We start from the raw sequence: 22,958 nt of genomic DNA, 5'->3' as shown, positions 1-22,958 counted from the left end.
CAACACTATCTCCGACACTCTTAAATACAGGCTGCTCTACAGAAACCGAAGGGGACAACTAAATGTCGGGAACAGATGTTAAAAAGCCAGAAACAAGAGAAGAATTTATCAAAATCCTCAACGAAGCAGCAAAAAAGGAAATTAGCTTAAAAAATAAGCCGACAAAACCGACAATAATCGGAACCGCAAAAGAAATGGACATTCACCGTGACACACTTTACTCATGGTTAAAAGAATTTAATGTCGATTTTAAAGACATCATTGACTACGCACCGACACTACTTGCAGATGAAACACCACAAACCTCAGGAAACGCATACCTCATAGGCGAAGCTTTAGTGGGTGAAGGAAACGAAGTCGCCCACGTAGACCTCATGGTAGGTGACAAATCAGGTCCAGTAGGGTTAGCCTTTGCCAACGGCATGACCAGCCTCTCCGCAGGGCACACACCCTTGCTCGCAGTTATCAGGCCAAACCTTCCACCTAAACCACACACGCTTATTGTTCCAAAAGTCACCGTTAAAAACATGGAAGACACAGGCAAAATTTTCGGTCCAGCACAAGCAGCCGTTGCAAAAGCAATAGCAGACGCAGCAGAAGAAGGCGTAATCCCAGTTGACAAACTTGACGATTGGGTAATTATCTGCAGCGTTTTCATACACCCACAAGCAACTGATTACCGCAAAATCTACCAGTACAACTACGGTGCAACCAAGATGGCGCTACAACGAGCACTCAAGAAGTACCCATCAATTGACAAGGTAAACTATGACAAAGACCGTGCAAAGCACCCCATTATGGGCTTCAAAGTTCCACGCCTCTGGAGACCACCATACCTCCAAATAGCGCTTGATGCACCAAACCTTGAAGGTGCAAAGAAAGTTCTCGCGGAGCTACCTGGAAGTGACAGAATCATCGTTGAAGTCGGAACACCCATGATTAAACGCTACGGCACAAAAGTCATCAACGAAATACGCCAAGCAGCCAAAGACAAATTCGTCATCGCCGACCTGAAAACCTTGGATGTGGGCAAAGTTGAAGTCGACATAGCCTATGAAGACACTGCAGATGCAGTTGTCGCAGCAGGTCTTGCACCACCAGAAACTCTTGATGCAACAGTGCAAGAAGCCAGACGCCTAGGAATCTACGCAGTCATCGACATGCTAAATGTTGAAGATGTTCTTGCCAAACTCAAATCACTCAAAGACTTGCCAGACATCGTCATACTTCACAGGGGCATTGACCAAGAAACAGGCAGAAGCAGTGGTCTTGAACGCATAAAAATGATACGTCAAGCCTTCCCAAACAAGAAATACCTCATCGCAGTTGCAGGCGGCATCGTGCCAGAAACAGCCAAAGAAGCCTTAGAGCAAGGTGCAGACATCCTCATCGTTGGCAGATATGTTACGCAGTCACGCGACATTGAACGCTCAGTACGCGACTTCCTTGAACTAACACCAAGCATGCGCGAAGACATCGACCTCTACAGAGTTCACACAGAATAAGCATTCTAAGCTGAGCCCTTTTTTGGCTCCAACATTTTCTTTTTTTAACGGAATACTTTTAGTCCTATGTACGCAGCCAGGAAGATCACTGCAGCTATCAGAAACATCCAAACAAAACTTAGGTTGCTGGCTAAGTAAGGTCCAAGAAACGCACCTATGCCAGTGCCTAAACCTACCATTCCGTCAAAGAACCCTGATTTTCCCTGCGGAATAATCTCCATAGCCAAAGATGTCATCATGATAAAGAACATGGCAAAAGCAAAGCCCAGACAGACCAGAAGAACACAAATCACAATTGTAGGCGCAATTGAAAACCACACTGCACCAAATAACCCAAAAACAAGTAGGCTTCTTAAAAGTATGTAGCGTGGCATTTGTTTTCTGGTGTTTAGGGTTTCTGCTTTTTTGTAAATCACAAAATATCCTATAGTTGCTCCCACAGAATTGAGAATGTATGCAAGGTACACGAATTGTTGTAGTCCCCCAAAAGCCTCTTTTAAATACACTGGCAAAGGCGTGAAAAACAGGCTTGAACCCAAAGAAAACAAAATTATCGCAACTGCAAACCCTCTAAAACTGTCCTGTTTAAGCGAACCCTTCCCGCGTAACCCATCCATTAGTCGTGTTGAGCATTCTATACCGCGACAGGTGTACTCTATTTTTCTTTCTATGCCTACTAAACGACGCTCAAAAACCATTAAGGGGTCTGCAACCATTGCAATTGCTGATACAAATGCTATCACGCTTAGGATACAACAAAAATAAAACGCGTAAGCTGACATGACAGCAAAACTAAGTGATGACGCAAAAATAATCATTCCAGCAGCTAAACCTATTATGAAGCCGATTTCAGTGAGTCCTTCATAGAAACCAAAGGATTTTTCCCAGTCTCTACGGCTGTAATGCTCAGTGATTAGCACGTTTTTTGGTGATTCATGAGCAACATGTAGCACTTGCAGAATAATGTAGAGGATGACAAAAACAATCAAGTTTTGGGCAAAGGACAGTGTCATAAGGAAAAGGATGATGGCTATGGATGCAAACGAGATTAGGATGAATTTTTTGTAGTGGCGTGTTTTATCGCAAAGGTAGCCCCATAAAAACGATGCTGGGATGGAGCAGAAAATCGCAATGGAAGACATGACTCCTAGTGCAAGTAGCGGTCCACCTAGTATGCCTGTGTCTTGGAAGGCTACTACGTATAACGGTATGAAAACCGTGAGTAGTCCCCATGACATATCATGAAAGAAGAACGGAAGGCGCCACATAGCAAAAGGCAGATTTCACAGTTAGATTAAAACATTGCCTATTGTTACTAAAAAAAGTGAGCTCAGCAAAAAATACTGTTGTTTTAATGCTTTATTTTTTAACAAAATTTTTGCTTTTTTCTTATTTTTTGTTTACATTTTGTTAATTCGATAGAGCAACATATCTTATGTTGATGCTGTCCCAGTTTCCATTCCAAAAATGCCCGAGAAATCAGCTTTGAAATCATTTCTTCGAAACATTTCCTATACAAGTTTGTTCGTGTGCACCATCCCTCTAAAAAAATGTTGAATTATTAAATCTCTGAAAACACTCAACTTTTGCCGAAATGAAGATTGTTATATTTTCAAAAATAGTGCGACAGTTTTTTGCCAAATTTTGCATGTTATACTTGTAGGTCAAGCATGTTTTATGTTAAACTTTTAGGTCTTTTCTGACTATTTCAAAGCTAAACGTGGTTTTTTCAGATAATACTTAATAGAGAGATGCCCAACTTCATATCTCCGCTGGAGAGAATAATTTCAATGGCAAAGTTCAAGGTAATAGTTTCAGACCCAAACGGAACCTCAAAGATAGTGGAGCTTGAAGAAGCACGCGCAACACCACTGATCGGCAGAAAAATCGGTGAAACCTTAGATGGCGCAGCAGTTGACCTGCCAGCTCACAAAGTACAAATTACAGGTGGCTCAGATAGCGACGGTGCACCAATGCGTAGCAACGTTCATGGTGGTGTCCGCCGAAATGTCATATTGAGTAGTGGCACAGGTTTTAAGCCTAAAAAGAAGGGTGACCGTAAACGTAAGACTGTCCGCGGTGATGTCATCACTGACGAGATTGTTCAAATAAACATGAAAATCACTGAAAAGCCTGCTGTTGCTCAGGAAGCCAAGGCTCCTCAAGAAGAAGTAAAAGCATAGAACTTTCTTTTTGGGTATCTTAAAACTTATTAACTTCTATAGTTATTTGTGATAATTCATTAAGTATTATGGAAAAGGTACTATGAGTAGCCCAAGTAAAGTCTTGCCCAAGCAGCCTGAGGTCAACATTGGCACTATAGGTCACGTTGACCACGGAAAAACAACGTTAGTTCAAGCGTTAACTGGACGGTGGGCTTCCCGTCACAGTGAAGAACTCAAACGAGGCATCACCATTAAACTTGGCTACGCAGACATGCCAATATATAAATGCCCAAACTGCCAACCCCCAAGCAATTACACTATAAACCCAATCTGTGAACGGTGCAATTCAGAAGCAGTTTTTGAGCGGGCAATCAGTTTTGTTGATGCTCCAGGACACGAAGCCTTGATGGCAACAATGCTTTCTGGAGCAGCTATCATGGATGGCGCAATCTTGGTTATTGCCGCTGATGAACCCTGCCCTCAACCACAGACTCGGGAGCACTTGGCCGCAGCAGAAGTCAGCGGAATAAAGAACATAATTATTGTACAAAACAAAATTGACATAGTCGATGAGAAGCGTGCACTTGAAAGTTACCGCGAAATCAAAAATTTTGTCAAAGGCACCGTAGCTGAAAACGCTCCAGTTATCCCACTTTCAGCTCAACGTAACATCAATATTGACGTTTTGCTCACCGCTATTGAGCAGATTATTCCAACTCCCAAACGCGACGAAACCAAACCGCCCCTAATGTACGTGATTAGATCTTTTGATGTGAACAAGCCAGGAACCATGATTGATGAGCTTGAAGGAGGAATTATTGGTGGGACAATTGCGCAGGGCAAGTTTGTTGTCGGCGAAGAAATCGAGATACGCCCAGGCGTCAGCATGGAACGCGAAGGCAAAACCGTTTACAACCCATTAATCAGCGAAATCGTCAGCCTACACGCAGGTGCACAAGAAGTGAAAGAAGCAACCTGCGGTGGACTAGTTGGTGTTGGAACCCAGCTTGACCCTGCATATTCTAAAGCTGATGGTCTAACAGGTAGCATAGTTGGCAAAACTGGTATGCTTCCGCCAATCGTTAAAGAGTTAACGTTGGAAACTCATGTTTTGGAGCGGGCTGTCGGCACAAAAGAGCAGCTAAAAGTTGAAAAAATTAACCCTGACGAAACCTTGCTTTTGCACGTTGGTGCAGCAGTGAACGTTGGCAAAGTTATCGGGATAAAGCAGAACGTAATAAAACTCCAGTTGACAAGACCCATCTGCGCACTTCCAGACAGCCGAGTTGCTATTAGCCGAAAGATTACTGCGCGTTGGCGCCTTATCGGTTATGGCTTAGTAAAAAGTTAAGCCTTGATTATTTCTTTTGCCTTCAGGTGATTGCAGGCTTTCTGCAGAGTGCTTTTGGCGTTTTTGAATGTTAACTTTTGCATGGCGTCTTGATAGTTTAGCCAGATATAGCCAACGTGTTCAAAGGATAATTGAACCTTCTCTGTTTGAGATTGAATTAGGAAAAACACGACTTCTTTGTGCACGGTGTCGCCTTGTCGTCGATAGTAATAGGTTATGCTTTCTCTAAAACCGTCAATGAATTGTGCATCAACAATGCCTGTTTCCTCTCTAAGTTCTCGCAGAACGGTTTCTTTTTCGGTTTCATTTACCTCAACATTACCCTTAACAAAATCCCAGTGCCCAGCCTCGTAATGTAAAAGTAAATATTTTGTTTCTTCTTGATTTTTAAAAAATACTACTGCACCACAGGATTTTTCGTTGAGCACATAAATCACCAATATCAGCTTGAATCTTTAAGTAAGTGTTATTTAAAGTAAATGTAAATTCAAGCAAAATAAACAAGCAACCCAAAACACGAAACTGCTAAAAGTTATAGTAGCAAACAGTTTAAAACCAGAATCCTCATAAAAAACAGTTAGGAGCAAAAGGAAATGTCAGTTGCGCCAAAGAAAGAACCGCTTAAGGTTATTTTGGACTCTAATGCCTTGTTTGTTCCGCTCCAGTTCAGAATTGACATTTTTGAGGAAGTGCGGCGGCTTCTGAATCGTAATGTAGAGTTTATTTTGCTTTCTGCTGTCAAAGAGGAGCTTGGCTTTCTCACAGCAAAGGGTTCGCCTCAAGCCCAAAAAAAAGCTTTTTATGCGCTGAAGCTTGCTGAGAAATGCAAATTTGTGGCCGTGGATGCGCCAAAATCGATGCAAGTTGATGATGTCATCGCTAAGGTTGCAAAAGATTGGCATTTGCCTGTTTTCACCAATGATAGCGCACTGAGGCAGAAGCTAAGAGATATAAGTGTGACGGTTATTTATGTGAGGCAAAAATCGCGATTAGAACTTGACGGGTTGATATAATGTTTAAACTCATTACGTTGCAGGATACTATCCGTATTCCACCTGAAACCTTTGGCAACCCACTAGAGACAGTGGGCAGGGAACAGGTTAAAGCAAAATATGAAGGAATAGTGGACGAAGAATTAGGCTACGTTATAGCCGTAACAGCAATAGAAGTAAGTCCTATAGGCAAAATCATTCCAGGTGACGGCGCAACATACCACAAAGTAAACTTTTCACTACTCACCTTCTACCCAATAATCCAAGAAGTCGTAGAAGGCGACGTGGTTGAAATCGCAGACTTTGGCGCTTTTGTACGCATCGGGCCAGTCGACGCCTTACTCCACGTTTCACAGCTAATGGATGATTACATTTCCTATGACGAAAAACAAGGCGTTCTGCTTGGCAAAGAAACCAAACGCAAACTAACCAGCAGCGACCAAGTGCGCGTCAGAATAACAGCAGTTTCAATGGGCAGAGCTGGAAGCAGCGGCAAAATCGGTGTAACCGCAAGACAACCCTTCCTTGGCAAACTTGACTGGCTTAAAGAAAGTCCCGAAAAGAAAGCTGAAGAAGCCAAAGCAAAAGCAGAATAAGGTGAATTGAATGAGCGAAAAAGCATGTGCAAACTGCCATTTTATCACTAAAGAAAACGTGTGCCCCAAATGCAAATCCACAAACTTTAGCGAGGACTTTAGCGGGTTAGTTGTAATGTTTGACCCTGAAGAGTCAGCCATTGCACAAGCCATGAACATTAAAGAAAAAGGACGATACGCACTAAAAGTCCGATAATCCCCCATTTTAGGGTTTTTGGAAGCCAAAGTGATGGCTGTCACCCACAAAATCACGGTGGAACTGCGCGTTAAACTAAAGCAACCTTTCGGCACCCTTATCAAAGGCAGCCCAGAGCAGACTATGATGCAGCTAAAAGAGATTCTATTAAAAGAAAAACCGCCCAAACTTATTTCTGTGGGAGACACCGTAACCAAAAACATTCACGAAAACAATGTTCCCGTTAACGTTTCAGTTATAGATAACAAGTGTATGCGCAAAAACCTGCAACCCCAAAAAATCACTGGGCAAGCAGTTTATGCCAAAAATCCTCAAGGCACAATAACTGACGAAGCAGTTTTTGCAATAAAACGCGCCTTAGAAAGCAATGAGCACGTTTACGTGGTTGTGGACGGCGAAGAAGACTTGCTCACTTTGGTTGCTGTTTCTGTTGCGCCTGAAAACTCTCTGATAGTGTATGGACAGCCTTACGAGGGCATAGTTTTAGTTAGAGCGTCGCCTCAGAAAAAAGCAGAAGCTACAGATTTCTTAGAAGCGATGCAAATTTCCACGAAAAGCTAAATAAGAAGCAAATTGTATGCTTCAATGCTCTAACAAGTGAATTCCAATGGAAATCAAAATAGTATCAATTAAGGAAAACCCGCTTCTGAAACGCAAAGAAGTAAGCTTTACAATAGTTCATGCTTCAAAAGAGAAAACCCCCGAACGCCTAGCCGCAAGAAAAGCAGTAGCTATCGAAATGAAAGTCGGCGACGAGGTTGTCTTCATCAAAAAAATGAACACAAAAACAGGAACAAACATTACGCAGGGAATTGCGAATGTTTACCAAAAAGTGGACGACGCCAACAAAATTGAACCCGAATACATCAAAAAACGTAACAGTCCACCAAAGCCCAAAGAGGAGAATGCATAATGTCAAAAAAGCCATCACAAGCAGATGCTAAAGCAGCACCAGCAAAAGCCAAAGCCCAAAAAGGCGCTGACGGCATTCATACAATGTACAAAGTTGAAGGCAGCAAAGTTACAAAGGCACGTCCAACCTGTGAACGTTGCGGACCAGGATACTTCATGGCAGACCACCATAACAGGTACACTTGCGGTCACTGCGGCTTCACCCGCTACAAGCAGAAATAAGCAGTTTTAAATTCTGCTAACCGTACTGTTTCTCTGATGATTAGCTATGCTACGAGTCAACGTATTAGTAACAAGCGTTTCAGCAGAGCGTTTCTGGGATATCAGAAAGCCTATCCCGCCCATTCAAATTAACACTAACATTAACGTTATCGGTATGGAGAAAAAAACCGATGACTCTTTGGAAGTTCCCTTTGTTTTATCCATAGGTTACAACCCTTCAGTGGCGCAGATGAGCCTCAAAGGCAGCGCTATAGTTATGGGTGATAAGGAAGAACTCGAAAAAACCCTCAAAGAATTCGAGCAAAAGAGAACCCCGCCGCCAATAGTGATTCAATCCATTTCCAACATGGTTTTCATCGAATCCGTTATTGTTTCCCGAACCCTAAATATTCCTCCACCGATTCCTCTGCCCCAAATCGCCGAAGCAGGAAAAATGCCAAGCAAAAAAATTGAAGGAAGAGACTACAGCCGGTAGATTTTTTTTTAAAAGTGTCTTTCAGACAAAAATGAAAGGTCACACCACAATCTATTTATTACCCGAAAAAAGCTCTAGTGAAGCCCATTTAAGTACTAGGAGTTAGCGAAGAGCGATGTCTGAAATTAACGCGGTGTTAATCGGGAAAAAACCGATAATGAATTACGTTCTTGCATGCATCACATTCTTCCACGGCGGAGCAAAAGAAGTCAGCATCAAAGCACGCGGCAAATCCATCTGCAGAGCAATAGACGTGGCGGAAGTTGTTAGACGAAGATTCCTGCCCGATGTCAAAGTTAAATCCATAAGCATCGCAACTGAGCAGGTTCAACACGAAGAAAGCGACCAACTCTCAAACATAAGCTCCATAGAAATAACCCTCAAACGCTAAACCATCCGCTCAGCCATAATTTCGCGGCTCCTTTATTGCAGGAGAGCAAAAAAGTAAATGAAAACCGAACTATGCAGTTTCTGTCTAAAAAGCGGTATGCTATGCCAAAAATGTTCAGCTAAAGTAAAAGCCGGAGAAATCAGCGACTTAGATTTAAAAATCGCTCGTTTACTTCTGAATCTGGAAGAAAAATATCCTTCCCTGCAAAACGTCTGCTTCTACAAAGCCGTCGACGTAGAGAAAACCCTCGCAGTAATTGTCGGTCACGGCGATGTACCACGCCTGCTAGGGTACGGCGGCAAAATTGTTAAGGCACTTGGCGATGAAAGCGGCAAAAACATCAAAATCCTCGAGTATGGAGTTGATGACCGCAAATTCCTCGAAGATCTATTTGTGCCCTTCAGCATCTTAACCATTAACACAATCTGGCTCCCAGATGGAAGCACAGAGACACGTGTGATTCTGAAGCGCAAACGTGGAACACAGTTGCCCTTTGACCTAACCGCCTTAAAAGAAATCGCGCGGCAAGTACGCAAGATGTCTTTGCGTGTTGAATTCGCAGACTAATCAGGTTGCATAAGCATGAAGTTTGATTCCATCGGCGACTGGACTAGAACACACTATAGTGCAAACCTCACCCCTGAGCTCGACGGCAAAGACGTCACGCTTTTCGGCTGGATCCAAGACATCCGCAATCTTGGTGCACTTAGTTTTCTAATTTTGCAAGACCGAACAGGTACCGCCCAAGTTACCATTCTAAAAAAGAAAGCTAGCCCTGAAGTGTTATCCAAGGTTGAATCTCTTCAGAAACGCTACAGCCTCGCCGTAAAAGGCACCGTGAAAAAAACCAACATGACCAGCCGCGGCATCGAAATCATTCCCCAAGAAATCAAACTTCTAAGCTCAGCAAGCCAGCAGTTACCCCTAGATATCACAGGAAAAACCCCTGCCCTAATCGAGGCAAGGCTGGACGCGCGAGCTCTTGACTTAACACTTGACAAGAACCTTGCAGCGTTCAAAATCCAACACACCGCGCTATCAGCAATCCGCGATTACCTCTTTGAGAATGGGTTTTTGGAGGTTCACACCCCAAGAATCATTGCTTCAGCAACTGAGGGCGGCGCGGAACTATTTTGCGTAGACTATTTTGGACAAAAAGCTTACTTAGCCCAGAGTCCACAGCTATACAAAGAAGAATTAACCCTAAGTTTTGAGAAAGTCTTTGAGGTTGGCCCGTTTTTCCGAGCTGAAGAATCCCACACCAGACGTCACCTAAGCGAGTTCACCTCAGTTGACATTGAGCAGGCATTTGCCAACGCCAAAGACGTCATGGCACTACTAGAACAAGTTATTCATCACGCCTGCAAAGTTGTCAAAGAAAAATGCACCACTGAACTGCACACTTTGGGCTATCACGTTGATGTGCCTGAGTTGCCTTTCAAACGTTTAACGTATGACCAGGTTCTTGAGGGCCTCAAAGCCAAAGGCATAGACATTCCCTGGGGCGAAGACATACCTACCGAAGCCTTCCGCGAACTCGGCAAACTCTACCCATACTTCTACTTCGTAACTGACTGGCCAACACACGCCAAAGCCTTCTACATCCAACCCTGCGAAGACAACCCCAAAATCTGCGAGGGCTTTGATTTGATGTGGCGCTACATCGAACTGGTTTCAGGCGGAACCCGCATCTGTGACAAAGACCTGCTCATCAGTCGCCTCAAAGAAAAAGGCTTAAACCCTGAATCCTTCAAAAATCACCTGCAAGCCTTCGACTACGGCATGCCACCTCACGCTGGCTGGGCAATCGGGCTGGAGCGATTAACGATGATTTTGACGGGTAAAAAGAACATCCGCGAAGTCACACTGTACCCAAGAGACCGCATCAGACTAACACCCTAACCCAAAATTTTCTTTGTGAATGCCTTTATCAATTTGTCTGTGCAATAAGACAGTGAGGTACCCTTATGAGCACAGAGCCCAACTGGTTTAAAATTCTAAAACAATGCCAAACAAACGTTCACACTGCAATCCAGCCACACCTAACCCCCAACCAACCCTTGCCCAACCTTGGACGAGGCGCAGGCGGCGACCCAATGAAACCCGTGGATTTAGCCGCGGAAACCGCCATTGTGGACGCGCTGCAGGAAAACGGGGTTTCATTTTCGTTGATTAGTGAGGAGTCAGGTTTCAAAAGCTTTGGCGACTGCCCTGAAAACTGTTTTGTTACGGTGGACCCTGTGGATGGCACAACCAATCTGACACACGGGTTGCCCTTCTATGCTACCTCAATTGCCATATCCAAAACCCCCCAACTCGGTGATGTTTACGCTGGCATGGTCAGCGACCTCTCACGCAACCTAACATACATCGCCCAAAAAGGCATGGGCGCATATTTTGAAGACAAAAAAATCCAAACCTCCCAACAAAGCAGCCTTGGCGATGCCGTGGTGGGTATGGATTTGAACACTTACAAAATCCGCCAAATCGCCCCCAAACTCATCGGGCTAATCGAGAAATCCAAGCACCTGCGACATTTTGGCGCTAATGCTTTGGAAATCTGCTACGTAGCGCATGGGTTGACGGATGCATTTGTGGATATTCGTGCAAAAATCCGAACCACTGACGTTGCCGCGGGCTTTTTGATTGTTAAGGAGGCGGGTGGCTTGGTAACTGCTCCAGACGGAAAAGAAGTGAATGTGAAGTTGGATCCGTTGCAGACTTTGGATTTTGTGGCATCAGGCAACCTGCAGATTCACAAAGAAATCCTTGGTCTGGTTGCGCCCTAATGCTCAAACTGCTCCTGCCCAATCCCGCAGCCATCGTGAAAACCCCAAACGCCAGAGTGCTCCTCATAGCTGACCTGCACATCGGATGGGAACACGCTCTCCAACAAAAAGGTATCCACGTGCCCTCTCAAACCCCCAAACTTGAGGAGAAACTTCTCAAAATAATCACCAAAACCAAACCCGACCACCTCATAATTCTGGGCGACGTCAAATACACCGTCACCAAAAGCGGTTTGGGCGAGTGGCAAGATGTTCCCGTGTTTCTTAAAAAAATTGAGGATGCAGTGGGCAGCATCGAAATTGTGCGGGGCAACCACGACGCCAACCTTGAACCCCTCTTAACCCCCAAAACCCGCATGCTTCCAGCAAGCGGTGCAGTCATCGGTGATGTGGGCGTGTTTCACGGGCACAAATGGCCCAGCCCTGAGCTTTTGGTTTGTAAGTTGTGGGTTATGGGGCACCTGCACCCCGTTGTTGTCCTTCGTGACCCCGCAGGCTTCAAACTCACACGGCAAGTCTGGCTCAAAATCCCCTGCAATCCCCAAAAACTGGCACAAGTTGTGCTGGAGAAAAACAACATCAAAATCACGGGTACGCCACAGCAAACACTTTGGGAACACTTCAAAATCAAACCCAAAACCACCCAACTCTTCATAATGCCCAGCTTCAACGACTTCCTAGGCGGACGACCTATAAACGAGCAAGACAGCGAAGGTTTAATTGGACCTGTTTTACGTTCGGACGCGGTGGATGTGGCGGCTGGCGAGGTTTACCTGCTGGACGGAACCTATCTGGGCTTGGTGGGACAGCTTCGGACTGTGTTTGGTTGATGCTTTTGTATACAAACTGGTTTTCACCATTTAAGGCTTGAAAACACACCATTATGGACCTCCCCTCTATGGTTTCTGCATTGACTTTCTAATAGGCTCCAAATAGACTTTGACCTCTCTCTATCGTTTCTGCATAAGTTGGCTATTAGGCTCCAAATAGAAGAGAACACTGAGAAAACAAGTTTTTCTTTAACTAAAAATTCTAATAACCCAAAGCAACTCAAAATAACAGCATACTTAGGGCGAAAGGCTTGGATATTTCGGGTTTAGTGGTTCCTCAAGAAGTCAAAGACGCGCTGACGGGCTTGGGGATTACAAAACTGTTTCCTCCCCAACAGGAAACCATAGAAGCAGGACTACTCGACGGCGCAAACATCGTGCTCGCCAGCCCCACCGCATCAGGAAAAACCCTCATCGCTGAACTCTGCGCCTTAAAGCACGTGCTTGAACGGGGCGGAAAAGCCATTTATCTCTCGCCGCTTCGGGCGTTGGCAAGTGAAAAGTTTGAGGAGTTCCAAAAATACACCAAAATCCGCAAATCAGATGGCAGACGGGTCAGCGTGGGCATTAGCACAGGCGACTTTGACAGCGCGGACAATTGGCTGGAACGCTACGACATCATCATAACCACCAACGAAAAAGCGGATTCGCTTCTGCGGCACCGAGCCAAATGGATGGACAGCATCTCCGTAGTAATCGCCGACGAAGTGCACCTGCTCAATGATGCAGGACGTGGACCCACTTTGGAGATTGTGCTGGCAAGACTTTTACAGGTTAACCCTCACATCCAAGTCCTTGCGCTGAGCGCGACGATTAACAATGTGGATGAAATCGCTGGCTGGATAAACGCTAAATACATCACGACTGAGTGGCGCCCAATCAACCTAAAAGAAGGCGTCATTTTGCAAGACGAAATCCAATTCAACGATGGCAGTTCAAGAAAAATTGAGCAGCCAACCCGCCTACCTGTCGTCAACCTTGTCTTAGACACAGTTAAGAATGGGGGGCAGGCACTGATTTTTGCGTCGACAAGGCGAAACGCGGTTTCCGCAGCTAAAACCGTGGCGTCGCACATGGATAAAGTGCTTTTGCCTAAGTCAGGCTCAAAACTGGTTAAGCGCTCCCAAGAGGAACAGACCCGTAAGGTTTTGGATGCTGAAGCAAAAAAAATTCTTGACGCAGGAGAAAGAACCCAGCTCAGTGATGAGCTCGCAACGTTGGTTTCCTGCTCTACAGCCTTTCATCATGCAGGGTTGTCAGGAGCCCACCGAAAAATCATTGAAGACGGCTTCAAATCCAGAACCATCAAAGTCTTAACCGCAACACCCACGCTGGCGTGGGGAGTCAACTTACCTGCAAGAACCGTCATCATCCAAGACTACCGCCGCTTTGAGGCAGGCTACGGCAACTACCCCATCAGCGTGCTCGACTACAAGCAGATGGCAGGCAGGGCAGGCAGACCCAAATATGACAAACACGGTGAATCCGTCATTTTAGCCAAAACCGCCGACGAAGCCGACTATCTTATGGACGGCTACGTGCTGGCGAAACCTGAGCGGATATGGAGCAAGCTGGCGGTGGAACGCATCATGCGCGGACACGTCTTAGCCACGATTGCCTCAGGGTTCGCAAGCAGCGAGCAGGGCGTGTACGAGTTCTTCAACAAAACCTTTTACGCTTACCAGTTTGACGTTAAAGCCATCAAAAGCGTCGTAGATAAAATCCTGCGGTTTCTGCATGATGAGGAAATGATTGTGGTTGTTGGGGACAGGATTATGGCGACGGATTTTGGCAGGCGCATAAGCGAACTCTACATTGACCCCCTCTCAGGCGTAATCCTCCGCGACGCGTTAAAGAGCAAGGTGCCTTTGCTTAGTGAATTCAGCCTACTCCACCTAATCAGTCACACGCCGGATATGGGACCCATAATGCGCCCCTATCAGCGTGAAATGGACAAGCTCGCCATACAAACCGAAGAACACAAACAAGAACTCTTCATCCTACCCCCCAACGAATGGGACGACCACATCGGCTACGCAGAATTTTTGGGCGAAGTCAAAACCGCCATGGTCATGAACAATTGGATAGAAGAACTTCCCGAAGACAAAATCATGGCACGCTTCAACGTGCAACCCGGCGACCTCTACCGCATCATCGAAACCGCCAAATGGCTACTGCACGCAACTGAGGAAATCTCTCCGGCTGTCACCAAAAACAAGGAATTCGCAGCACTGAGCCATGAACTTGTGGAACGTGTGGGCAAAGGAATCAAACGGGAACTGCTACCGATTGTGGCGTTAGAAGGCGTGGGTAGGGTGCGTGGACGCATAATCTTTAATGCTGGTTACCAAACACTTGAAGACCTCAAACACGCTTCCGTTGAGGAGTTGACTGATTTGCCCACAGTTGGGGCGCGTTTAGCCAGAAAAATCAAAGAACAAGTCGGCGGACACGTAAAATTGGAGACTTGGGAAAACCTCAAAAAAGCACCTGAGGAGCCCCAACAAAAAGGACTCTTTGATTTTTAAGCAGAATTAGCGAATCGTTCTGCTTGAGCTACCGCGGTTCCCAGATAGTTTTTGGGGTCCAATGCAGCTTCGATTTCTTTTGGTGAGAGTTTGCTGCTAACCACTGGGTCTTCCATGAGGGTTTGTTTGAAGGGTTTTTTTTCAACTGCACTTTTGATGGTTAATTGCCTAAGCAACTCGTGGGTTTCCTGCCTGTTCGCGCCCTTCTTAACGAGAGCTATCATGACGGATTCTGACATTGAGCGTCCCTCAGTTATGGATAGGTTGGCTTGCATGCGTTGGCTGTCCACGCGCAAATTAGCGACGATGTTGACCATGAGGTTTAGAATGTAGTCGAGCAGTATACTTGATTCTGGCAGAACAAAGCGTTCGGTGGATGACTGGGTTAAATCACGTTCATGCCAAGTAACCATATCCTCAAGCGCAGGCAATTCCAGACTGCGCACAATTCGGGCTAAGCCGCAGACACGCTCGCAGATTTCAGGGTTCTGCTTATGAGGCATAGTCGAGCTGCCAACCTGCTTTTTTGCCTCGAAGGATTCAAAGAGTTCTGCGATTTCGGGGCGCTGGAGCTCTCGGATTTCAGTGGCGAAGTGCTCAAGTGATGTGGCAATCATGGCGTAGATGCTAATTAGTTCGGCGTAACGGTCGCGCTGCACGATTTGGGTGGAAATTTCGGCTGCGTTAATGCCAAGCCTCTTCATGACAAGCGCCTGTATCTCTGGAGCATGCTCGCCAAGACCTGCTTGTGTGCCGACGGCACCGCTGATTTTGCCTGCGATTACACGTTTTTTGCATTCATCGAGGCGTTGCAGGTGGCGGTTTACTTCGTAGCCCCAGACCGCAAATTTGAAGCCCAACGTGATGGGGAGGGCGTGTTGTCCGTGGGTTCTGCCAATCATAACTGTGTCCTTGTATGTACCTGCCTGCTTTTGCAGAATACCCTTGAAGTCTGTGAGGCGATTTTCAAGGACAGCTATAGCGTCTTTTAACTGGAGAGCATTAGCCGTATCCACAATATCATAGCTGGTTGCGCCAAAATGCACATACGCACCACTCTCACCACACTGCTCAGTTAACGCACGAACAAGAGACATGATGTCGTGTTTGATTTCTTTCTCAATGGCTTTTACCCGCTCAACTTTGACGTATTGGGTGGAGGCTTTCTCCGCTATAACTTCCGCGTCAGCCTTGGGTATGTTGCCGACTTGTGCGTGTGCGTATGCTAGGGCAGCTTCTACGTCGAGTAGTTTTTGGGTGCGGGTTTCTTCATCGAAAATTTTGAGCATTTGGGGGGTTCCATATCTTCCAGTATCTATGGGTAGGATTGGCAATGAGTGTTCCTCAAGTAGCGTTATGCAGATTAAACATTAATGTTTTACCAATACAATACGGTAAGTTGAGGCAAAAAACCGTGAAATCCGCAATCGCCCTGCTAAACAAGCAAGGAAAAGACGCCGTTGAACCCGTAATAAACGCACTCAAAACAATAGACCCAGAAAACTCAAAGGTCTTAAAGCTGGTTTTGCCCGCAAAAGAACCACAGAAAATAACACGGCAAACCACAGAGGCACCCGTGGCGGCGGCGTTGGCTGGTTCAGACACTAAAGCCCTAAGCGGCGTTAAATATTTGGTTTTGAGTGATTCAACCATGGTTTTTGACGGTACAATTTATGCACCTCTTGAACACGCAAACGAGCTGGAAACACTGGCTAAGCAGACGGTTTTTTGCGAGGCAATACTGCAGGATTTTATTGCGCAAGCTGACGGCGACTACACGTTTTTCCTACTGCACAAGGACTGGATTTTGGCGGCGCGAGACCCAGTTGGCGTTAGACCCCTATACTACGGCGAAAACAGTGAGGTTGTGGCTTTGGCGTCAAACCGCAGAGCACTCTGGAAACTGGGTATCGAACGCGCCATCTCTTTCCCGCCTGGAAACTTGGCAGTCATCAGCAAAGAAGGCATCCAATTCAGACCCATAAAGAAGCTGTCGTACACGCCACCGCAGCAGATAACGCTTGAGAATGCCTCAGCAAAACTGCAAAGCCTTCTTGAACAGTCAGTTAAGAGCAGGCTTAAGGGCGTAAGTGAGGTTGCTGTGGCTTTTTCTGGGGGATTGGACAGCAGTTTAGTGGCTTTTTTAGCTAAGAAGCTAGGGGTTAAAGTGCAATTGTTTCATGTGAGCTTGGAGAATCAGCCTGAAACGGAGGAGGCAATCAAGGCGGCGGAGTTATTGGATTTACCTTTGCAAGTCAGCTTGTTTAAGGAGTCTGATGTTGAAGCAGTTTTGCCCAATGTTGTGGAGCTAATCGAAGAAGCGGACCCAGTTAAGGCAAGTATTGGTGTTCCATTTTTCTGGACGGCGCAGTCTGCCGCGGAAGCTGGGTTTAAGGTGATGCTGGCTGGTCAGGGCGCGGATGAGTTGTTTGGTGGTTACCAACGTTACGTCACTGAGCTTTGCGAGTACAACGAGGACAAAGTAAGACAAACCATGTTCAATGATGTAGTTGGGATTCACGAGAGCAATCTGGAGCGGGACCTCAAAATCTGCGGCTACCACGATGTAGAACTGCGAGTACCTTTTGGAGAGTTTGCGCTGGCACGGTTCGCCATGAGTCTGCCTTGTGAGTTAAAGTTTAATGCTGTGGCGGATTCTGAGCGGAAAATTCTTTTGCGTAGGGCAGCTTTGGATTTGGGTTTGCCAACGTTGATGGTGGAGAAGCCTAAGAAGGCAGTGCAGTACTCCACGGGCATAAATAATGCTGTTAAGAGGATAGCTAAAAAGCACGGTAAAACCGTGAGTCAATACATAGAAGAGTTATTTCAAAAGTAAATTTTTTAAAAGTAAAAGAAGGGAGTGACCTCTCATTGTTGAGAGATTACTTTCGGTCTTTGTAAGCGAAATTTTGTTTATTCGATTACCTGGATTGCGCCTTCAGGGCATTGAGCTTCGCATGCTCTGCAGACTAGGCATTCGCTTTCTTTGGTAGGCACTGATTTACCGTCTTTCATTTCGTAGACACCTACTGGGCAGGTGTTAACGCATGTTTCGCATCCGGTACATTTCGCATCAACAACAATTTTTACCATTTTATTTTACCTCTATTAAGTTTCATTGAAAGCAGATTTGACAAATAAAAGGATTTAGGTATTTTAGTACATTTTTTCACGTAACCTAAGCAGGATTCCGTTGATTGTACCTTGTGCTTTATCCCTCTCTTTCTCATATTTACTTTGGGATTCACGGTATGTATCAAGAGAAATTTCGCCCCGTGCCTTTTGACCCTCAAGTTTTGTTAAATCTGCCTCAGAATCAGCCAAGTTTTCATCAGCACGGTCAAGTTGCCGCATTAAGGTAGCATAGTCAGAACCTGAGTTACGCAGGATACCTTTGATATTTTCGATTCTCTTGTTAAGATTCTCAAGACGGTGTTCAAGAGCCTGATGTTGCGTTTTATATTGTCTTCGTGGAATCTTGTTTTTTTGGACACGATAGTTTAAGGCTTTTATTTCTTCAGTTATTGTTGTTTTTTCTTCGTATGCATCGGTTAAGGAGTCAATTTTGTCATGTAACTTTTGACCTGCTGTTGGGTGTTCGCCAGTTTTCTTTTCAGGCGCAATTTTTTGCATGGAACGCTCGGAAGCGGAAGCTTGACGTTTTCTTAAAAGAATCACGATAATAACTACAATCGAGATACCTATGAAAGCAACAAAGGTTGCTTCAAAAGATGACCAGATGATATTATAGGCATAAACCAGCGGGATTACACCGTAGCTTATGATGCCGTCGTTTGGAACACTATGGTCTTCAAAGCTTACTCCTTGAATAGTTATTGTCAATATTTGTTGGTAACCTTGGTTTGTTAATGTTGCCTCATCTGCCTCATTAACTAAGGGAGAAAGTATCTGAGCACCTGTGGGAAGATAAAAAGACACTGTTGCTAAGTCAACGTAATATTCAAAGTAGGGGAAGACTTCTGCAGTTACGAGGTAAATTGACCCGGACTCCGCAACTTCTTGCGAGTTATATTGAGCTGTCAAACTTAGGGATTGACCAGTGACCAGCGGAGAAGGTAAACTAACGTTGAGCCGTTGGTATGAACCAGAGATTGAAGGATTATTAAAGGATAATTCACGACCAGACCCATCTTTAACAATAATGTTTGAAGCAGAAAGAGGCACACCCAACTGGAAGGTAGCTATTGATTCTGGTGAGTTGTTAACAATTTTATAGGTATCAATTATATCTAAAACACCAGATGGATTAATTGTAACTTTACGGGTCAGTGTTGGCACCTGTGATAACTGGAGACTTCCAGAGGTCAAGAAAAATTCTGCTGTAGCTGGAATATTAGTAAAAGCAGCCAAAGAGGACACCCTGTAAGTAGTTTGATTTACTTGACCATCACTTTTAATTATGGTCATGTTAGTGGGAGTTATGCTGGATGGCAGTTCTATTTCAGAGGAGACAAAACCTCCAACATCTTGGGTAAAGATGGGGTACGCTGGATAACTCATTGTGTAGGTAGTTTCATTTTGGCTTATTAGGGAATTTTCAAAGATGAATACAATTCTAAAGTTATCGCCTTCTGCACCAGCTAAATCAATGCGGAACCCGTAGAGTTCAGAGTGGCCATCAATGGGCACATTTTGTGTTACTGGCAGGGTAAGGTCGTTTGTAAAGGCTCTGACCTTAAGTAAGTGCTGGGCAAATTCAACAGGTAAAGCCATCGTGAACGTGCTTGGCAAAGTATTATTGACGCTGCTACTGGAACTGCCAAAACGTATAATGTCAGTGATTGCTATGTGTCCTGAATACATGATTTCAACTGTGTGGCCAACAGTTGAGATTGGGTAGCTGGTTTGTGCATAAACGTTTGAAGTAAACATTGTTGGGTAAATGAAAACACCTAAAAGCGCAATTATTGCCAATACTGCGATGATTCTCTTCAATTTAACCCCTCAAGCATAGATTGCTCTTAATCTATCTCCAACTCACTTATTTACTTTTACACACATCTATCCCTAAGGCCTGAAAAGTTTATTTTCACCTAACCAGATTAACTATTCTTGAGGTTTTTAGCTTGGAGCACTTTGACATTATAGTAGTTGGTTCAGGTTCTGGAATGCTTATCGTTTCTGAAGCAGTTGAGCAGGGCTTAAAAGTTGCACTTGTCGAAAAAAGCACAATGGGCGGAACATGCATAAACAGGGGTTGCGTACCCTCAAAAATGCTGATTTACCCCAGCGACGTTATCGCTGCTCTTAAAGCTGCACAAAAAATCGGCATAAACGCATCTGTGAACTCTATTGATTTTGGCAACATCATGACAAGAATGCACACGCTGGTTAACACCGATACTGGAATGCAGGCCAGAGCAGTTGAAGCCACGCCTAACCTTAAATGGTTCAAAGAAACAGGCGAGTTCATCTCAGACTACACCATGCAGGTCGGCACAGAAAAAATAAGTGGAGACAAAATTTTCATTGTTTCAGGCGCAAGAGTAGCAATTCCACCAATAAAAGGATTAGAAAATGTTGGCTACCTCACCAGCGACACCGTTTTGGACCTACAAAAGCAACCTGAAAGTATCATAATTATTGGCGGTGGCTATGTGGGCATGGAGTATGCACATTTCTTTGCAGAATTGGGAACAAAAGTCACTGTGCTTCAAAGAGCCGACAAGCTTTTGCAAAATGAGGAACCTGAAATTTCAGATTTGCTAAAAGCAGAGGTGTCAAGGAAGATGGATATTTACACTGGATATGACGTGTTGGAGGCAAAAGAGGTGGGTTCCTCAAAAATTGTTGTTGCCAAAAACTTGGCGGACGGGAGCCAAAAGGAATTTTTAGCACAGATAATCATGGTTGCAGCTGGAAGAGTTCCCAACACGGACATTTTGAAACCTGAAACAACAGGGCTACAATTGGATGAGCGGGGCTTCATAAAAGTTGATGAGTACTTAGAAACGGGTAAAAAGAATATTTGGGCGTTGGGCGATGCGATTGGCAAAGCCATGTTCAAGCATGCAGCCAATTATGAGGCAGGATTAGCTTGGCACAATGCAAACCATGATCATAAAGCAAAAATGGATTACTTTGCAGTGCCACATGCAGTTTTCACCCATCCACAAATCGCTTCTGTAGGCTTAAAAGAACAGCAAGCTAAAGACCAAAAATACAGCATTCTCGTCGGGGTAGCACAATACAAAGACACTGCGATGGGTGCTGCTATGGGGGAACCAGAAGGATTTGTTAAAGTGATTGTTGAGCGGGAAACAGGAAAAATCTTGGGTGCGCACATTATTGGTCCTGAAGCTTCAATGTTGATTCAGGAAATAATTAATGCGATGGTAACTGGTAGTGGAGATTTTGGTCCGATTGCCAGAGCAATGCATATTCATCCTGCCCTGCCAGAAGTGATTCAAAATGCTTTTGGAGCCTTAAAACCAGTGTGATAGCGCCAAGAAGGCTTGCATAAAAGGATATATTGATGCAGAAGAATGGTTTAGTGGTGACTTTGTTTTGAATATTTCTAAAGTGCCTGGAAAGAACAGTAAACACAAAGTCTTCCTTTATGCTATTAGTACCTGTGTATGGTGCAAGATGACTAAGCAGTTTCTCAAAGACAACAACATCGAATACGAATACGTGGACGTTGACCTCTGTGACGATGGAGATAGGCAAAAAATCCACCAGACAATCCAAAGCAAAGGCGGAAGTCTCAGCTACCCAACCACAATTATCGACGATAATGTTTTGATTACGGGTTTCCGAAAAGACCGTCTAAAAGAGGAACTACAACTTTGACCAGTCTTGATGCGGTTCGCAAACGAGCAGAAGCCGACGCCAAAACCAACGGTTACTATTTGACTCCTGATCTCGAACTTTTAGAGGCGTTTTTTGAAGGATTAAAAACCAATGAAGACCGATACGGCTACCCACTGTGCCCATGCAGGCTGGCTTCAGGAAAATTTGAGTTTGACCGAGACATAATTTGTCCCTGCGACTACCGTGACCCAGACGTAGCACAATACGGAGCATGCTATTGCCGACTTTACGTTAGCAAGGCTGTTTATGAAAGCAAAAACTTACCTGAAGTCCCCGAAAGAAGACCACCAGAGAAAATGGCAAGAGCATACGGGACACCTGCAACACCGCAACCAGAGCAAGAAAAGCCTGAAGCACCCAAACAGGAAACGATAGGGGTTAAGAAGAAGTTATGGTACTGCAAGCAATGTGGGTATGTGGCTTTCCGTGAGGATCCGCCGTATATTTGTCCGATTTGTAAGGCTAAGCGGGAAATGTTTTCAGAAGTAGAAGTTGAAGTGGAGTTTAATGGTTAACTTTTTTTTGATTTCAGAAGTGTTTTGGTTGGCGGGTTTAGTGCCTTTTTGGGGTTAGCTTTTTGGCTAAGTAGACACTGTTGATTAGGTATAGCGCGACTGAGAGTAGGGCAATTATTTCAATCATGTCTTTCACCTTTTCCGTTGAATCACTATACGTTCAACATAATATAAACATAGTTAAGATTTGTTCATAAAAAATAATAAAAACTGTACACTCAGCCAATAATAATCGAAAAAACTCGATAAAACACGCCAACCCGGCATCAGGGGCAAACCCCCAACCACGCCCTCAAAAACTATTTTACCACTCCCAACAATAAATAAAAAGAGAACCGCCAAGAAAAGGAAAACAAATTGACAACACCAAAAACACAACTCACACCCCAAGAAAGATGCACAAAAATAATCCAAACACTAGAAACAATATACCCAACAGCCAAAACCGCACTCCACTACACAACCCCCCTTGAAATGCTAATAGCCACCATACTCTCCGCCCAAACCACCGATGCCCAAGTCAACAACGTCACCAAAACCCTCTTCAAAAAATACCAAAAACCAGAAGACTACGCCAACGCCGACATAACAGAACTCGAAAAAGACATCCACTCAACAGGCTTTTATCACAACAAAGCCAAAAACCTAAAGGCATGC

26 protein-coding genes are annotated in these 22,958 nt (G+C 44.8%); 21 read left to right on the top strand and 5 right to left on the bottom strand.

Annotated features, from left to right (window positions below; all coding sequences use genetic code 11):
* Nucleotides 1-62 precede the first annotated feature (62 nt).
* On the top strand, nucleotides 63-1,505 hold the full coding sequence (locus NWF01_12400) for a bifunctional 5,6,7,8-tetrahydromethanopterin hydro-lyase/3-hexulose-6-phosphate synthase (protein ID MCW4025811.1): 1,443 nt from the start codon (nucleotides 63-65) through the stop codon (nucleotides 1,503-1,505).
* Nucleotides 1,506-1,549: 44 nt separating this feature from the next.
* On the opposite strand, the gene NWF01_12395 is transcribed toward NWF01_12400, so the two are convergent.
* Complete coding sequence (locus NWF01_12395; protein ID MCW4025810.1) at nucleotides 1,550-2,773, bottom strand: MFS transporter; 1,224 nt, start codon at nucleotides 2,771-2,773, stop codon at nucleotides 1,550-1,552.
* 522 nt (nucleotides 2,774-3,295) lie between these two features.
* Here NWF01_12395 and NWF01_12390 point away from each other — a divergent pair.
* Nucleotides 3,296-3,688: a 30S ribosomal protein S6e gene (locus NWF01_12390; protein MCW4025809.1), complete on the top strand. Its 393-nt coding sequence runs from the start codon at nucleotides 3,296-3,298 to the stop codon at nucleotides 3,686-3,688.
* A gap of 82 nt (nucleotides 3,689-3,770) precedes the next feature.
* Nucleotides 3,771-5,021, top strand: coding sequence for a translation initiation factor IF-2 subunit gamma (locus NWF01_12385; GenBank protein ID MCW4025808.1), 1,251 nt, complete (start codon nucleotides 3,771-3,773; stop codon nucleotides 5,019-5,021).
* Here NWF01_12385 and NWF01_12380 read toward each other — a convergent pair.
* Complete coding sequence (locus NWF01_12380) at nucleotides 5,018-5,449, bottom strand: NUDIX domain-containing protein (GenBank protein ID MCW4025807.1); 432 nt, start codon at nucleotides 5,447-5,449, stop codon at nucleotides 5,018-5,020. The genes NWF01_12385 and NWF01_12380 overlap by 4 nt on opposite strands.
* 165 nt (nucleotides 5,450-5,614) lie before the next feature.
* On the opposite strand from NWF01_12380, the gene NWF01_12375 reads away from it, so the two are divergent.
* The 13 genes from NWF01_12375 (at nucleotide 5,615) to NWF01_12315 (ending at nucleotide 14,952) form a co-directional block, all read left to right on the top strand.
* Nucleotides 5,615-6,034, top strand: a complete 420-nt coding sequence (locus tag NWF01_12375) for a DNA-binding protein (protein ID MCW4025806.1) — start codon at nucleotides 5,615-5,617, stop codon at nucleotides 6,032-6,034.
* Nucleotides 6,034-6,609, top strand: a complete 576-nt coding sequence (locus NWF01_12370) for a DNA-directed RNA polymerase (GenBank protein MCW4025805.1) — start codon at nucleotides 6,034-6,036, stop codon at nucleotides 6,607-6,609. Before NWF01_12375 ends, NWF01_12370 begins: the two co-directional genes overlap by 1 nt.
* Before the next feature lie 10 nt (nucleotides 6,610-6,619).
* Entirely contained in the window at nucleotides 6,620-6,805 is a 186-nt protein-coding gene (locus NWF01_12365) for a DNA-directed RNA polymerase, subunit E'' (protein ID MCW4025804.1), read from the top strand.
* A 33-nt stretch (nucleotides 6,806-6,838) separates the two neighbouring features.
* Nucleotides 6,839-7,366, top strand: a complete 528-nt coding sequence (locus NWF01_12360; protein MCW4025803.1) for a GTP-dependent dephospho-CoA kinase family protein — start codon at nucleotides 6,839-6,841, stop codon at nucleotides 7,364-7,366.
* 46 nt (nucleotides 7,367-7,412) lie between these two features.
* On the top strand, nucleotides 7,413-7,718 hold the full coding sequence (gene rps24e, locus NWF01_12355) for a 30S ribosomal protein S24e (protein ID MCW4025802.1): 306 nt from the start codon (nucleotides 7,413-7,415) through the stop codon (nucleotides 7,716-7,718).
* Nucleotides 7,718-7,939 (top strand): 30S ribosomal protein S27ae, encoded by a 222-nt coding sequence (locus tag NWF01_12350; protein ID MCW4025801.1) that lies wholly within the window; start codon nucleotides 7,718-7,720, stop codon nucleotides 7,937-7,939. Before rps24e ends, NWF01_12350 begins: the two co-directional genes overlap by 1 nt.
* Nucleotides 7,940-7,985: 46 nt before the next feature.
* Nucleotides 7,986-8,414, top strand: coding sequence for a hypothetical protein (locus NWF01_12345; protein ID MCW4025800.1), 429 nt, complete (start codon nucleotides 7,986-7,988; stop codon nucleotides 8,412-8,414).
* Between the two features lie 115 nt (nucleotides 8,415-8,529).
* Nucleotides 8,530-8,805: a DNA-binding protein Alba gene (gene albA / locus NWF01_12340; protein ID MCW4025799.1), complete on the top strand. Its 276-nt coding sequence runs from the start codon at nucleotides 8,530-8,532 to the stop codon at nucleotides 8,803-8,805.
* Between the two features lie 57 nt (nucleotides 8,806-8,862).
* Nucleotides 8,863-9,372 (top strand): hypothetical protein, encoded by a 510-nt coding sequence (locus NWF01_12335; protein MCW4025798.1) that lies wholly within the window; start codon nucleotides 8,863-8,865, stop codon nucleotides 9,370-9,372.
* A gap of 15 nt (nucleotides 9,373-9,387) precedes the next feature.
* Nucleotides 9,388-10,707, top strand: coding sequence for an aspartate--tRNA(Asn) ligase (gene aspS, locus NWF01_12330; protein MCW4025797.1), 1,320 nt, complete (start codon nucleotides 9,388-9,390; stop codon nucleotides 10,705-10,707).
* A 65-nt stretch (nucleotides 10,708-10,772) separates the two neighbouring features.
* The gene (locus NWF01_12325; GenBank protein ID MCW4025796.1) at nucleotides 10,773-11,594 is read left to right on the top strand and encodes a D-fructose 1,6-bisphosphatase; all 822 of its coding nucleotides are present in this window, start codon (nucleotides 10,773-10,775) and stop codon (nucleotides 11,592-11,594) included.
* On the top strand, nucleotides 11,594-12,424 hold the full coding sequence (locus NWF01_12320; protein MCW4025795.1) for a metallophosphoesterase: 831 nt from the start codon (nucleotides 11,594-11,596) through the stop codon (nucleotides 12,422-12,424). Before NWF01_12325 ends, NWF01_12320 begins: the two co-directional genes overlap by 1 nt.
* Nucleotides 12,425-12,675: 251 nt before the next feature.
* The gene (locus NWF01_12315; protein ID MCW4025794.1) at nucleotides 12,676-14,952 is read left to right on the top strand and encodes a DEAD/DEAH box helicase; all 2,277 of its coding nucleotides are present in this window, start codon (nucleotides 12,676-12,678) and stop codon (nucleotides 14,950-14,952) included.
* Here the strand turns inward: NWF01_12315 and purB are convergent.
* The gene (gene purB, locus NWF01_12310) at nucleotides 14,949-16,286 is read right to left on the bottom strand and encodes an adenylosuccinate lyase (protein ID MCW4025793.1); all 1,338 of its coding nucleotides are present in this window, start codon (nucleotides 16,284-16,286) and stop codon (nucleotides 14,949-14,951) included. The two genes, NWF01_12315 and purB, sit on opposite strands and share 4 nt — an antisense overlap.
* Here purB and NWF01_12305 point away from each other — a divergent pair.
* The gene (locus NWF01_12305; GenBank protein ID MCW4025792.1) at nucleotides 16,286-17,788 is read left to right on the top strand and encodes an asparagine synthase-related protein; all 1,503 of its coding nucleotides are present in this window, start codon (nucleotides 16,286-16,288) and stop codon (nucleotides 17,786-17,788) included. The genes purB and NWF01_12305 overlap by 1 nt on opposite strands.
* Nucleotides 17,789-17,865: 77 nt before the next feature.
* Here NWF01_12305 and NWF01_12300 read toward each other — a convergent pair whose 3' ends face one another.
* Nucleotides 17,866-18,045, bottom strand: coding sequence for a 4Fe-4S binding protein (locus NWF01_12300; protein MCW4025791.1), 180 nt, complete (start codon nucleotides 18,043-18,045; stop codon nucleotides 17,866-17,868).
* 63 nt (nucleotides 18,046-18,108) lie between these two features.
* The gene (locus NWF01_12295) at nucleotides 18,109-19,908 is read right to left on the bottom strand and encodes a hypothetical protein (GenBank protein ID MCW4025790.1); all 1,800 of its coding nucleotides are present in this window, start codon (nucleotides 19,906-19,908) and stop codon (nucleotides 18,109-18,111) included.
* A gap of 131 nt (nucleotides 19,909-20,039) precedes the next feature.
* On the opposite strand from NWF01_12295, the gene NWF01_12290 reads away from it, so the two are divergent.
* From NWF01_12290 to NWF01_12275, 4 genes are all read left to right on the top strand, one after another.
* On the top strand, nucleotides 20,040-21,413 hold the full coding sequence (locus NWF01_12290; protein MCW4025789.1) for a dihydrolipoyl dehydrogenase: 1,374 nt from the start codon (nucleotides 20,040-20,042) through the stop codon (nucleotides 21,411-21,413).
* A gap of 82 nt (nucleotides 21,414-21,495) precedes the next feature.
* On the top strand, nucleotides 21,496-21,765 hold the full coding sequence (locus tag NWF01_12285) for a glutaredoxin family protein (GenBank protein MCW4025788.1): 270 nt from the start codon (nucleotides 21,496-21,498) through the stop codon (nucleotides 21,763-21,765).
* The gene (locus tag NWF01_12280; protein MCW4025787.1) at nucleotides 21,762-22,301 is read left to right on the top strand and encodes a ferredoxin:glutaredoxin reductase; all 540 of its coding nucleotides are present in this window, start codon (nucleotides 21,762-21,764) and stop codon (nucleotides 22,299-22,301) included. Before NWF01_12285 ends, NWF01_12280 begins: the two co-directional genes overlap by 4 nt.
* Nucleotides 22,302-22,658: 357 nt before the next feature.
* On the top strand, nucleotides 22,659-22,958 hold a 300-nt coding region (locus tag NWF01_12275), incomplete at its 3' end, for an endonuclease III (GenBank protein MCW4025786.1).

It is taken from the genome of Candidatus Bathyarchaeota archaeon, assembly GCA_026014585.1.
Classification (GTDB): domain Archaea; phylum Thermoproteota; class Bathyarchaeia; order Bathyarchaeales; family Bathycorpusculaceae; genus Bathycorpusculum.
Note: the sequence above shows the minus strand (reverse complement) of the source record. Positions and strands in the feature narration are given on the sequence as shown.